The sequence below is a fragment of the Pseudomonas sp. NFPP07 genome (genome assembly GCF_900115645.1).
Lineage (GTDB): Bacteria > Pseudomonadota > Gammaproteobacteria > Pseudomonadales > Pseudomonadaceae > Aquipseudomonas > Aquipseudomonas chlororaphis.
The window spans coordinates 165,993-179,143 of record NZ_FOXG01000006.1; the positions used below are offsets into that span (position 1 = coordinate 165,993).

The 13,151-nt window shown below is 59.2% G+C and carries 13 protein-coding genes; 7 read left to right on the forward strand and 6 right to left on the reverse strand.

The genetic code is table 11. From position 1 onward, the window contains the following. The first annotated feature begins 59 nt into the window (after nt 1–59). From BM019_RS16660 to BM019_RS16690, 7 genes are all read left to right on the forward strand, one after another. Nucleotides 60–1,493, forward strand: a complete 1,434-nt coding sequence (locus BM019_RS16660) for a PAAR domain-containing protein (protein WP_092418946.1) — start codon at nt 60–62, stop codon at nt 1,491–1,493. 2 nt (nt 1,494–1,495) lie between these two features. Then, on the forward strand, nt 1,496–1,882 hold the full coding sequence (locus tag BM019_RS16665) for a hypothetical protein (protein WP_092418947.1): 387 nt from the start codon (nt 1,496–1,498) through the stop codon (nt 1,880–1,882). Nucleotides 1,883–2,232: 350 nt separating this feature from the next. Next, on the forward strand, nt 2,233–3,699 hold the full coding sequence (locus tag BM019_RS16670) for a c-type cytochrome (protein WP_092418948.1): 1,467 nt from the start codon (nt 2,233–2,235) through the stop codon (nt 3,697–3,699). A 40-nt stretch (nt 3,700–3,739) separates the two neighbouring features. Next, nucleotides 3,740–5,515: a cytochrome c oxidase subunit I gene (gene ctaD, locus BM019_RS16675; RefSeq protein WP_092418949.1), complete on the forward strand. Its 1,776-nt coding sequence runs from the start codon at nt 3,740–3,742 to the stop codon at nt 5,513–5,515. Beyond that, a complete protein-coding gene (locus BM019_RS16680) occupies nt 5,512–6,204 on the forward strand; it encodes a cytochrome c oxidase subunit 3 (protein ID WP_092418950.1) in 693 nt (230 codons plus the stop codon). The genes ctaD and BM019_RS16680 overlap by 4 nt, the downstream gene beginning before the upstream one ends. Nucleotides 6,205–6,208: 4 nt before the next feature. Further along, nucleotides 6,209–6,919: a heme-copper oxidase subunit III family protein gene (locus BM019_RS16685; protein ID WP_053259293.1), complete on the forward strand. Its 711-nt coding sequence runs from the start codon at nt 6,209–6,211 to the stop codon at nt 6,917–6,919. A 20-nt stretch (nt 6,920–6,939) separates the two neighbouring features. Beyond that, entirely contained in the window at nt 6,940–7,257 is a 318-nt protein-coding gene (locus BM019_RS16690; protein ID WP_007922565.1) for a cytochrome C oxidase subunit IV family protein, read from the forward strand. Between the two features lie 37 nt (nt 7,258–7,294). Here the strand turns inward: BM019_RS16690 and BM019_RS16695 are convergent, their stop codons facing one another. From BM019_RS16695 to BM019_RS16720, 6 genes are all read right to left on the reverse strand, one after another. After that, a complete protein-coding gene (locus BM019_RS16695) occupies nt 7,295–7,849 on the reverse strand; it encodes a hypothetical protein (RefSeq protein ID WP_062823967.1) in 555 nt (184 codons plus the stop codon). A gap of 351 nt (nt 7,850–8,200) precedes the next feature. After that, nucleotides 8,201–9,202: a fimbrial protein gene (locus tag BM019_RS16700; RefSeq protein WP_092418951.1), complete on the reverse strand. Its 1,002-nt coding sequence runs from the start codon at nt 9,200–9,202 to the stop codon at nt 8,201–8,203. Nucleotides 9,203–9,221: 19 nt separating this feature from the next. After that, nucleotides 9,222–9,950, reverse strand: coding sequence for a fimbrial biogenesis chaperone (locus BM019_RS16705; protein ID WP_092418952.1), 729 nt, complete (start codon nt 9,948–9,950; stop codon nt 9,222–9,224). Nucleotides 9,951–10,613: 663 nt separating this feature from the next. Continuing rightward, complete coding sequence (gene wrbA / locus BM019_RS16710) at nt 10,614–11,213, reverse strand: NAD(P)H:quinone oxidoreductase (RefSeq protein ID WP_053259295.1); 600 nt, start codon at nt 11,211–11,213, stop codon at nt 10,614–10,616. A gap of 263 nt (nt 11,214–11,476) precedes the next feature. Further along, on the reverse strand, nt 11,477–12,271 hold the full coding sequence (locus BM019_RS16715) for a hypothetical protein (protein WP_092418953.1): 795 nt from the start codon (nt 12,269–12,271) through the stop codon (nt 11,477–11,479). Between the two features lie 13 nt (nt 12,272–12,284). Then, on the reverse strand, nt 12,285–13,112 hold the full coding sequence (locus BM019_RS16720; RefSeq protein ID WP_092418954.1) for an acid phosphatase: 828 nt from the start codon (nt 13,110–13,112) through the stop codon (nt 12,285–12,287). Between the last annotated feature and the right edge of the window lie 39 nt (nt 13,113–13,151).

A 13,151-nucleotide genomic window follows, 5' to 3' on the forward strand; every position in this document is an offset into this window, starting at 1 on the left:
ATCCTTCTGAATACCCCGGTCGTTAGCATTCAGGCTCATTCCGCTTGCAGGAAATAGCCATGACTTTTGTGATCAGGGAGGGAGACCCGACCACGACGGGAGGTCGGGTTCTCGTAGGGTCGACGACTACGGTTGTGGAGAACCGTAAGGCCGCGAGAATCAGCGATCCGGTGTGGTGTCCTCAATGCAACAGCATGGGGTTTATCGCCGAAGGCAATCCGACTTTTATCGTCGAGGGTGTTGCAGTAGCGACCCATGGCCATGCTGTGCAATGCGGATGCCCTCCTGGCAGCAATCGGCTGATCGCCACTCAAAGTACGGTAATAGCTGCGGAGGAAGGTAGCGTGACCATCGCTCCTGAGTTTGCAGCAAAGGCGCAGGCGGCCACGCATGCCTGGGCACAGGCAATCAGCGATGGTTCTTACAAAAGCGAATTCACTCGGGATATTCCAAGTCAAGGACTGACCGGGTTGACCAGTGCTGAGCCGTTGTCAGCTGCGCCGACAACGCTTCAGGGTGTCGAGCCTGGGTTTCATATTGTGCAAAGCGTTATCCCTCGCTCAGAGCTTGAAGCGCTCCTGTTCGAACAGCCAAGTGCCGCTGTGCTTAACAAGTTCCGCACCTTGAACCCTCAGCTGTCGAGCTACGCAAAACCGGGGCAACTGATTGTCTTGAGCGACCCAAAGAACCATCAGTGCACCCGAGAAGAAGCATTGCTGATGGAAGCTGCCAATAAGGTGAACAGCGTGCTTGGATCGATGAGTGATGATGAGGCGACCTTTATGGTCCGTCATCGAGCGGAAATCGAATCATTCTTGACCGAAGGTTCGGGGGCGATCGGCATCGGCGAAGTCATGTTCTCCAAGCATCTGGAAAACGTGAAAAGCACCTTGGGGCAACTGGAGCAGTTGCACCAGCGTACGTTCCAGCAACACGGCAGGTTGCAGACCCCGGAGTTTTTTGCAGAACGAAAGCGTTTGATGTCTCAGCTGGATAACAGCCTGGGCCCGCTTGTGCGTAAAGGCGTAGGTATACCTGAGCACCCAAAACTGAAAAATGCCCTGGGGATATCCAGTCGTAGTCTGGTCCATCACTGGAGCAAAGCCGGAGTGCCTGGAAATATTCCGGGTTATGCGACCCACATTAATGGCGTAGCCAAGGCCAGCAAATACATCAAACTCGGGGGCTGGGTTGGTATTGGGCTTGGGGCGTCTGCTTCGGCACTGAAAGTACGAGAGGCCTGTCGAGTTGGCAGGGAGCAGGACTGTCGCAAGGTTCGGTTTACAGAGAGTGGAAAATTCTCCGGGAGGCTCGCAGGTGGCGCTGTTGGTGCTCCAATAGGAGGTGCTGCATGCGTTGCTCTCAGCACTACTGGTATCGGTGGCCTGTTGTGTGGCGTGGTCATGGTAGGTTTGGGTTCTGTTGCCGGTGGTGCTGTTGGCGAGAGTCTTGGAGAGGGAGCAGGGGAGAAAGTGTATGAGTGGAGTGAATAGGGATGTTTGAGGCTGAAGATGTTTTTTTCATCTTGGTGATTGCGAGTTTTGCATTGGCGTTTTTATTCATTGGAACGCAACTGTACTTCGCCTATTTCCGGATGAACGAAATACTCAGCGGCTTGAGCAATTCACGTGGTATCCAGTTGCGACGCTCTGTCATGGGTAAAGATCCCTTTACTCGCTTCTTCATGCTGATCAGTGTCGGCGGCATGCTGACCTTCTACAAGCGTTCGCTGAAAGGCGGTGATCTGGATACCGAGGACTACAAAAATTTCCCAGGCCCGCTGCGTCGAATGATAACGCTCTCGTACGTGGCTGCACTTTTTGGGGGAACGCTGCTGTTTGTTCTTTGGGGGATTGGTAAACACATGGGGTGGCTCAAATAGCTTGGCTGCATGCGCCACTATTGATGATCAGGCAGCAGCCCGCTGCTTTATCATGAAGGGTGTGGTGAGGATTCAAATCAAGACAGAGCGTGGCCCTGAAACAACGAAGCCCTCGCATCGCCGCGAGGGCTTTTTTCTGAGTCGAAAACAGCCCCTGACCCGCCCGTCCTATATGTGGCCCGGCGGCGCACGTCCGACGGGGCGCACTATACTTTTCAGAAGATTTGCCCCGGGGATAGAGGCAATGTTCCAGCAGGCTTGGGAGGAGGGTTAGGCATCGGTGTGGCGCTGCGGTTGGGCGACGTTGCGTTTGCATGGCCACAGAACAACCGGCACAGGAAGACGAGAAAATGGCGATAGCAATCATCCTGGTTCTAGTCGTTGTCGCTTCGGTGCTGTTTCACTTGCTTGCTCCCTGGCACATGACGCCGGCTGCCTCCAACTGGGGGTCGATAGACACCACGCTGCTGATCACCCTGGTCATCACCGGAATCTTTTTCATCGCCATCACGCTGTTCATGGCCATCGCCGTGATTCGCTTCCGGCATCGCGAAGGTGCCCGGGCGCACTACCAGCCGGAAAGCCGGAAGCTGGAAGGGTGGCTGGTCATCCTCACTTCATTGGGCATCATCGGCATGCTCGCGCCCGGCCTGGTGGTCTACAACGATTTCGTCCAGGTGCCGCAAGAGGCTACTCAGCTCGAAGTGATTGCCCAGCAGTGGCAGTGGGCCTTTCGCTTTCCCGGACGGGACGGAAAACTCGGCAAGGCGGATGTCAAATGGATCGATCCCGGCAATCCCTTCGGTCTTGATCGCAATGACCCTGCGGGGCAGGACGATGTGCTGATCATGAACAATGAAGTGCGCCTGCCCATCGATCGGCCGGTAAAAGTCCTGCTGCGGGCAAAGGATGTACTGCACGATTTCTATGTTCCGCAGATGCGCGCGAAGATGGATATGGTGCCGGGCATGGTGTCCCACTTCTGGTTCACCCCGACCCGGCTCGGCAAGTTTGAAGTGCTGTGCGCCGAGTACTGTGGCGTGGGGCATTTCAACATGCGCGGCCATCTGGTCGTCGAGGAGCAGGGCACTTTCGACCAATGGCTCGCCAGCCAGCCGACCTTTGCCCAGACCCTGACCAGCGTCGCCACGCCGAGCCGGGACAACCTGCTGGAAAAAGGCCGCCAGCTGGTGGAAAGCCATGGCTGCCGCGCCTGCCATAGCCAGGACGGCAGCACCAGCCTGGGCCCGGGCTGGAAGGACCTGTACGGCCGCTCGGAGCAGCTGGCCGATGGCACCCGCGTCCAGGTCGACGAAGCCTACCTCAAGGAGTCGATTCTCGAGCCGCAGGCCAGGCTGGTCCAGGGCTATCCGCCGGTCATGGTGGCCTATACTTTCAGTCAGGATGAACTGGCCGCCGTGGTGGCTTTCATCAAGTCGCTGAGTGCCGCGGGGCAGAACGAGCAAGGCCCTGCAGACGCACAGGATGAGCTGGCGGCGCAGGGACAGCGGATGGCCGAATCGCTGGGTTGCCTGGCCTGCCACAGTGTCGATGGCAGCCAGGGTATCGGCCCGGGCTGGCAGGGTTTGTACGGCAAGACGCAAACCCTGGCCGATGGTTCCCAGATCAAGGTCGATGAGGGCTACCTGAAGGACTCCGTGCGCCACCCTGGCGCCGCGATCGTCAAGGGTTACGCCGCGGTGATGCCGACCTTCACCCCCAATGACAAGGAACTGGACGCCCTGATCGCCTTCATCAAGTCGAAAGCTGCTGTCGACGCGGATGCCGGCAAGGTGGAATCGGGCAAGTCGCCGTAACTCGCCGGAAATGCTCCGAAACTTACCGGAGGATGACCTGATGGCTTATGTCGAGCATGCAGAAACAGAAGTCCTGCACGAACCGAAGAGCTTCTTCACGCGCTATATCTGGAGCCAGGACCACAAGGTCATCGCCATCCAGTATTCCTTGACGGCGATCTCCGTGGGGCTCGTCGCCCTAGTGCTGTCCGGCCTGATGCGCATACAGATCGGCTTTCCCGGCAGCCTCGAGTTCATGGACGCCAGCACCTATTACCAGGCGATGACCCTGCACGGCATGATCATGGTCATCTACCTGCTGACGGCCCTGTTCCTGGGCGGCTTCGGCAATTATCTGATTCCGCTGATGATTGGCGCCCGGGACATGGTCTTCCCCTACGTCAACATGCTGAGCTTCTGGTTCTACCTGCTCTCGGTCCTGGTGCTGCTTTCCAGCTTCTTCGTCCCGGGCGGGCCCACCGGGGCGGGCTGGACACTCTATCCGCCGCAATCGATCACCCAGGGCACCCCGGGGACCGAATGGGGCATCGTGTTGATGCTGGTGTCGCTGGCGATCTTCATCGTTGCCGCCACCATGGGCGGGCTGAACTACGTGACCACGGTGCTGCAGGCCCGTACGCGCGGCATGACGCTGTTTCGCATGCCGCTGTCCGTCTGGGGCATCTTCATGGCCTCGATCCTGGCCCTGCTGGCCTTTCCGGCCTTGTTCGTCAGCGCGGTGATGATGCTGTTCGACAGGCTGCTGGGCACAAGCTTCTTCATGCCGGCGGTGATCTCCATGGGGCAGCAGCTCGCGCATCAGGGCGGCAGCCCGATCCTGTTCCAGCATCTGTTCTGGTTCTTCGGCCATCCGGAGGTCTACATCGTCGCCCTGCCGGCGTTCGGCCTGGTCTCCGACCTGATCAGCACCCATGCGCGCAAGAACATCTTCGGTTACCGCATGATGGTCTGGGCCATCATTGCCATCGGCGTGTTGAGCTTCGTGGTCTGGGCGCACCATATGTACGTCAGCGGGATGAACCCGTACTTCGGCTTCTTTTTCGCCGCCACCACCTTGATCATCGCCGTGCCGACCGCGCTGAAAGTCTACAACTGGGTGCTGACCCTGTGGCATGGCGACATCCACCTGACGGTGCCGATGCTGTTCGCCCTGGCCTTTATCGTCACCTTCCTGGTCGGTGGCCTCACCGGGTTGTTTCTCGGCAACGTGATTGTGGATATCCCGCTGTCGGACACCTACTTCGTGGTGGCCCACTTCCATATGGTCATGGGGGTGGCGCCGATCCTGGTGATATTTGGCGCCATCTATCACTGGTTTCCGAAGATCACCGGGCGCCTGATGAACGACACCCTGGGCAAGCTGCATTTCTGGATAACTTTCCTCGGTACTTACTGCATCTACTTCCCCATGCATTACCTGGGGCTGCTGGGCATGCCTCGGCGCTATTACGCCTGGCAGAACTACGACTTCATCCCGCAATCGGCGCAGCAACTGAATGCGTTCATCACCGTTGTCGCGCTGACGGTCGGGGTATGCCAGCTGTTGTTCCTCTTCAACCTGGCCTGGAGTGCCTTCAAAGGCAAGCCGGCGGGCCCGAACCCATGGGGGGCGGCCAGCCTGGAATGGCAGACGCCGGACACCCCGCCCGTCCATGGCAACTGGGGGCCGGAGCTGCCGGTGGTGCACCGTTGGGCCTATGACTACAGCGTGCCCGGGATAGAGCAGGACTTCGTGCCACAGACGGTTTCTGCCCAGGAGCTGGAGCAGATGAGGCAGCACAGCGCAGAAGCCAGGATCGCAGGCGAAAGACCATGAACGGGCCGCTATTGAAAAACACCGAAAGCGCCGGCGCCGGCGGCCGTTGGAGCCAGCCCCCCGAGCACTCTCGGGGACCGGCAGGCCTGGACAGGGCGAAGGCCGCAAAAGTGGGCCTGCGCATGTTCCTGGTGGTGGTGACCTCGCTGTTCCTGCTGTTCCTGCTGGCCTTCATCGCGCGTTCGCAAATGGCGGACTGGCAGCCGCTGACCGAGCCGTTGGCGCCGCTGGCCAGTGCCCGGCAACTCTGGCTGAACACGCTCCTACTGGTGCTGGGCAGTATCAGCCTGCAGTGGGCGCGAATGGCCGCCCGGCGGGGTGTGTCGAACGGGGCCAGCCTCGGCTTCGCCCTGGGCGGTGTTTTCGCGATCGCCTTTCTCGGGGGGCAACTCTGGGTCTGGAAGCAGTTCGTCGACTGGGGCTATTTCGTCTCCGCCAATCCGGCCAACAGCTTTTTCTATCTGCTGACCGGCGTGCACGGGCTGCACCTGCTGGGAGGCCTGGTGGCCTGGGGCAGAGTCGGCGCCAGGTTCCTGCGACGGGTTCCGTTGTCGCGACTGGCGCCCAGCGTGGAACTCTGCGCCATCTACTGGCACTACCTGCTGGGGCTGTGGATCGTCCTCTTCGCCCTGCTGACCAGCACGCCGGAAACCTATCAAGCCATCGCCGCGTTCTGCGGCCTGAGGTGAAGCCATGGCATTGCCCTCAGCAACAGCTCCGGAAGATCCCGTCCCGCCCCCACCCGATACGCTGGTAGCGGGGTGGAAGAGCATCGCCACCGACTGGGCCTCGGATCAGGATGTGTTCAAGCGGGTGCCCTGGGGCAAGGCGATGATGTGGATCTTCCTGCTCAGCGACACCTTCATCTTCACCTGCTTCCTGACCGGCTACATGTCGGTGCGCATCAGCGCCACCGTCCCCTGGCCGAACCCCAGCGAAGTGTTCGCCCTGACCATCGGTGGCGTTGAAATCCCCCTGATCCTGATCGCCATCATGACCTTCGTGCTGATCAGCAGCAGCGGCACCATGGCCATGGCCGTGAACTTCGCCTATCGCCGTGTGCGCGGCAAATGCGCGGCCCTGATGCTGGCGACCGCGGCCTTCGGTGCGACCTTCGTCAGCATGCAGGCGTTCGAGTGGAGCAAGCTCATCGCCGAAGGCGTGCGCCCCTGGTCGAACCCCATGGGTGCGGCGCAGTTCGGCGCTAGTTTTTTCATGATTACCGGTTTCCACGGGCTGCATGTATCGGTCGGCGTCATCTACCTGTGCATCGTCGCCTTCAAGGTGTTGCGCGGGGACTATGAGCGCTCCGGCAACTATCAGATCGTCGAGATCGCCGGGCTGTACTGGCACTTCGTGGATCTGGTGTGGGTATTTATCTTCGCTTTCTTCTATTTATGGTAGCCCGCAGAGGAGTACCGGCGATGGCACATGCACAAGGTCAACAGCATCCACTGAGCCTGTACCTGAAGATCTGGGGGCTGCTGTTCGTACTCAGTACCCTGTCCTACCTGGTCGACTACTTTCACTTCCAGGGCTACTTCAGGTGGTCGCTGATCCTGGTCCTCATGTTGTTGAAGGCCGGCCTGATCGTTTCCATCTTCATGCACATGGCCTGGGAGCGCCTGGCAATGGTCTACGCCATCCTCGTCCCGCCGTTGTGCCTGCTGGTGCTGGTTGGCCTGATGGCCGCCGAGGCGGACTACGTGTTTTCCACCCGGGGGATTTTCCTCGGGCAATGACCGGCTTCCGCCTCCGGCGCTCAAGCGCCGCGGCGTCCTATATCGTGCGCTTGAACTGATGCCATTTCTGCAGCCAGGCCACTATCCAGTGAGGCGCTGCTGCACCGGTCCCGGCGACCTGCAGTTGTGGGTGATGGCTGATGACCTGATCCAGGATCGGTTCCTGAGCGGGTTCGACGTCCACGAAGAAAATATGCTCGCCGTCTTTTATCGTCTTTTTCAAATTGCTGAAGTGGCTATTGGGCACCTGGATACCGAAGAAGCCGCCTTCCCAGATGCTGAAGCCCAGTATCACGATCGCCAGAAAGATGAACGGCACCCAGCCTGCCGCGGACTCGGTCCAACCTGCCAGATAGGCACCGAGCAGTACCAATGCCGCGAGCGGTAGGCCAATGACCGCGCCAATCTCGCCAGAGTGAACGACATCCTGCTTCATGAGTGAATTCACATCATGCAGGTGATGCTGTTCCACATCCGCATCCCGGTCGCTGAGCACATGAATCTGCTCGGTACTGATACCGCTGGCTTCCAGCTCGTTTTCAACGGTTTCCAGATCGTCGAGGTTATTGCTGATGTAAAAATGCCGGTTCATGAGTCACCTCCTACTTCATCGTCGCAGAGGCCCCCATTTTTTCTGCAGTCGTTATCTGAAATTCCAGACCGTTTTTCCTGCCGCTCTGGATAACACCGCACGCTGATTACTAGCTAAAAAAGTATAGCACCGCCCCTGTCAACGCCTCGCTGGAGGCCGCGGACTGCGGGCGTATGCAGTAATCGGAGGGGCCTGGATCCGTCTGTCCGGACTCTGTATCTGTGTGGGTAATCGGGCGAGTGACGGCCGTTGGATCTACCACGCCCTGCAAAGACAAGGACGCCAGTTGGCGCCCTTGTTTTAAGTTCTTCAAACGGTCGAATGACAGGCGAATGTCAGAGAGTGGAGGGGCTATTTATAAAAAACATCGATCGTCGCGGTGGCGTTGAATGGCCCGAGAATCGCCTTGCTGGTGCGCCATTTCAGCTGAGCCAGGAAGTCACTCACCACCACCTGATCACGGCTGTTCTCCACCAGGGTGAACTCTTTGTTGAAGGGTATGACACTGCGGCCCTGTTGCTTGAGCAGGCTGATGCCCACCGATGAGTTGTTGTTCGGCACCAGTGTGTAGCCATCCGCCACGGTAGCGGCGACCGGCGTGAGCCGTGCGTTCAGCCCGTAAGCGCTAGTGCAGTTCTTGAGCGCGGTGATGCTGAACGGGACTTCCTTGATCACCTTGTCGGCTTGCGCCAAGGCAGCAGCGATACTGCCAAAGTCGACGGTCTTGGGGGAGACAGACAGGGTCGATGAGCAGGCGATATAGCGCATCTTGTTCAAGCCGATCAGTGACATGAAAAAGTTGCTATCAGGGTTGATGTTCATACCGCCCCCTCCATCCAACTGGAACGCTGGATAAACCACGGCTCCTGTCAGGCTTCCCTCCTTGCCTGGGCTGGGCGAGCTTTTTTTGGAGATAAAGAAGTTGAAGTTCAATGGGAAGGTTTGAGCTTTGTCCTTACAACCGGCCCAAACGTAACAGCCTTGGAAAAGGATGGGGAGTTGCACCCGGCATCCCGACAATTGAGTACAACGCAGGTCGGTTCCGTTCAGGTTGATACCTACCTCCAGGTCTGGTCCCAATATAGTGAGGCCTTGGTCGCGAGGGCTTAGATAAAAGTAAACGTATTCTTTGCCATACCCGTAGTTGTCCTGCCAGCAGGTCACGCTGATGCTGTAATTATCGGAGCGCCAGAGCACGGTGTTCTTTGGCAGGGTATTGGGCACCGCGATGGTAGTGTTGATCGTGATCGCATCGGAGGCTTGGGTGCCATCTTTCTTGCAGGCCAGGGCATAGCTCTTCTGAGTCAGCGCCAGTAGCAGGGCCAGGCAAACCAACTGGTAGATTTTCTTCATCATGTCTCCTCCATTGACCTCAGAATTGAGCCGAGCCGTGGTTTTTCTTGTCGGCGGATAGTGTTGCCCCGTAGGGGCGCAGGTTGCCTGCGTCGCTGACGATCTGGTAACGCAGGCTGGCAGGTTGGCAGGCCGGCATGTCGACGGGCTGTGTCGAGAACGGCGGGAGCATCAGGTGCTCGATCGGCTGGCCGCAGGGTTGGCCATTCGGGCCTATGGCTTCGATATCGCTGAGGGTCAGGTAGTAGGGGGATGGGTTGTCGGCGATGAGCCTGCCTGCGGTTTCTCTCTGCGTTTCCCAGGACAATCCGGCCATGGCGTCGTCCAAGGTGTTCTTCAGCGGTGGGCGATAGAGCAGCTTGAAGCGGTGCCGCAAAGCGACGGTCATGGTGTGAGGCTTCTTGGCGGCCGGAGGCACGTCCAGGACGCTCAACAGAAGATAAGATTCGCGGTCAGTAGGCAGGCCTGTTCCCTGGTAGAAAATTTCCACGGTGGCTTTCTGTCCGCTGGAGATTTGCAGCAACGGTTTGGAGATCGCCAGGGGCAGTGTCTGGCTGCGCCCAGACTCTTTCTCTCCCCAGTCCAGCGAAATTTGCGCCAGGGCGACCCTCTTGCCGTCGTTGACCAGGGTTACAGCCATTCGCTGGCCCGTCATGATGAAGCGGTTCTTCCCATCGAAGGAGAGGTCCGCCAGGGCGGTACCGGATTGGTAGGCAAGGAGCAGTCCAATGACAAGAGAAGGCATCATGCACCTGTGTCGAGAGAGCGTTTCTCGTGCACAAGGATGCAGGGTGATGTTAGGTCTGGGATGCATTCCATTTCCCCATAGGTGTGAAAGCCTGCAGATATACCGGTGGCTTTATTAGTGAGCCCGGATATCGACTGAAGCCGGCATTCTGGTTTTGATGCAGTTGCACAAGAAATGAGACCTTTCTGAATCGGGCTCTCTATGGCGTATGCCTCAGGAAAATAAGATGGTCTGATCCTGCTTTTCCTCCATTTCCCTCTTCAAATACGCATATTCCAGATGAGCACTGTTTCCAATTCCTTAAAGTGGCAAGAGAACCGTCGTCACCGCTGGGCACGTTTTGACACTTACCAAGGGCTGATGCCTTTAAGGGGATGGCCCTGAAAAAATACGGCCGGGCGGATGTTCGTTTTCAGTAGCGATCAATTGAGGGGGGGGGGAATAGCCGCTGGGAGTGCTGACGATGGGGCTGGGCTCGACCGGAGGTTGCGATTTGCGCGCATTGATGGTCATAACCAAGAGACAGGGGCTTGTTACGTCGCTTGTTACGTAGACAGAAACAACCAAGCCCTCGCATTGCTGCGAGGGCTTGGTTTTGTCTCCGGACCTGCTGATTACAGAGCGCGCTTGGCAGTGTCTGTCTCAGCTCGGCCTGGCGAGCGCCTACTTGCTCAGTTTGACCGCCAGCTGGGCCACGTACTGGCCTTGATGACGGGCGATCTCCAGTTCCCGGGCATCAGGCTGGCGCGAGCCGTCACCACCGGCAATGGTGGATGCGCCATAAGGCGTGCCACCGCCGACACTGGACGTATCGAACAAGGCTGGCGAGCTGTAACCGATGGGCACAATGATCATGCCGTGGTGAGCCAGGGTGGTCCACGTGGAGGTAATGGTCATCTCCTGGCCGCCGCCGGTACCTGTCGAGGTGAATACACTGGCGAGCTTGCCAACCAGGCCGCCCTTGGCCCACAACCCGCCAGTCTGGTCGAGGAAGTTGCGCATCTGGCCGGACATATTGCCGAAGCGGGTCGGAGTACCCAGGATGATTGCGTCGTAGTCGCCCAGCTCGTTTGGCGTGGCAACCGGAGCGCTCTGATCCACTTTGCCATGGGCAGCCTTGAAGGCTTCCGGGTCCATGGTCTCGGGTACGCGTTTGAGGGTGACTTCAACCCCGGGAACGCTCCGGGCACCTTCCGACACGCTCTGGGCCATTGTTTCGATATGACCGTACATCGAATGATAAAGAACCAATACCTTAGCCATGCGTACTTCCTCTTGAGGTGTGTCTTGAGCTGACTGACGGCCTGTTAAAGAGGCGATCAGGTTAGTTATCCATCCCACTGTTTCACCCGCATCTGCGTGAGTCGTGGCGCATGATCGATCTAATTGGCTTCTGTGAATATGAGAAAATATCGAACGGGATGTTCGAAAAAACTGATCATGGAAAGCAACAAAGGCCAACCCGAAGGTTGGCCTTTGACGTACTACGTATGGGTACCAGAGAAAAACGTAATGACATGAAAGCCTCAGAATCGCCCACTGATCCCCAACAGTGGCCCCTTCTGGACAATGTCGTAGACAAAACCGTCATGGCGATAATTCACCCCCATGGCCCGGTAACCGGCCACCGCCGAAAAGCCCGGCAGGAACTCCCAGCCCGCCAGCGCGGCCAGGTCCCAGTCTTCCCGCGACTGCCCGGCGCCCGCCATGCCCCAGGACGACAACCAGAATCGCTCGTTCACGGCATAGTGCCCACGCAGCCCCGCCATGGCGTCGGCCCAGGTGGCCTTGTCGGACCCGGACAGGCCGCCGGCGGGCCCGCCGTGCAGGGTGATGGCGGTGCTGCTGTACCAGACGCGCACGCCGCCCGCGACGTCCAACCGATGATCGTCATCCCCCCACACCTGGTATCCGCCCCCCAGGAATCCCGAGGCCGTCTTGCTTTCCACCTCAAGCTTGGACGCCGGGGCGCCCGCTGGTAGACGGTTGCGGGTGTCGGTGTCGATGTACATCAGGTCGGCGAGTACGCTGTAGGGCCCGCGCCGCGCCTCGCCCATCAGCATCACCGACATATCGACGCTACGCGCGATGTCGGAGAAGTCGGATTTTATAAACTGGGTCCCGGTGCTGCGGTGGCCCACGTGCCCACGGATACCGGCGCCCCACAGGTAAGGCCCGCCATTGAACTGCCAGCCATCAGCGTCTGCCGCCATGGCCACCATCGGCAGACTGGAGCCCGCGGTCGTCAAGGCGCTGACCAGCAGCGCCAGGCGGGCCTGCTTGCACCGCAACAGCGAGCGTGGGTTGTCACTGTGCATCATGGTGTTTCTCCGATCAGTGCTGGGTCAGCGAGAGCGCCACGCCCTCGGCCGCACAGTCCTCTGTAGGCTTCAGGCCCGCCTTTTGCGCAGCCTTGACCTCCTCCTTCGCGGCCGCCAGGTCCGCCAGGAACGCCGGATTGCCATGCAGGCTCGCCACCGTGGCGGCCCCCATGATGCGGCCTGCATCCACGTCGCTCTGCCAGTGCGCATCGCAGATGACCCGGCTCTGGCCGTATGACAGGCCACGGGTCATCAATTCGGTGGCGCGTGCCGGATTGATTTCAGCCAATACCAGGCTCCAGGCCCAGCCCGCGGCAGAGTGGCCGGACGGCCAGGAACCATCCGTGCGCAGCAGTGGCTCCATGTCTTTGCGGCACGTGCTTTGGTTATGCACCACGAAAGGACGGGGACGGTTATAGGCATTCTTCCCGGCGTAGGTGGAGCCGCCCGCATCGGTCAGGGTGCGCTGCATCAAGGTGTAAAGATGCGGTGTACTTTTCTCGGTGATCGGCGTGCCCAGCGCGCAGGAGAATGTTTTCGCCGGGCCAGGGAATGACAGCGCCGCATCCGCTGCCGCGAGTTTCTCCCGAACGGTGCCACGCAGCGCCAGCGCCGCACGCCGTGCTTCCTCATCCCGCGCCAGCGCCGCGGAGTCTGGTTTGGGCGGGGCACCGAGCAGCGCCAGGCGCACTGGCAGGTCAGCCGGGTCCAGATAGCCTGGAGCCAGTTTGAAGTGAGGGTCCGTGACCTGGGTGGCGGCATCTTCGGCGAGCAGCAGTCCCGAGCCGAATAGGCCGGCCAGGGACACGGTCATCCCCAACTGCTTAGGTAGTTTTTTCATCGATCATTCCCTTATCTGTATCGGATGGCGCCGGTATTA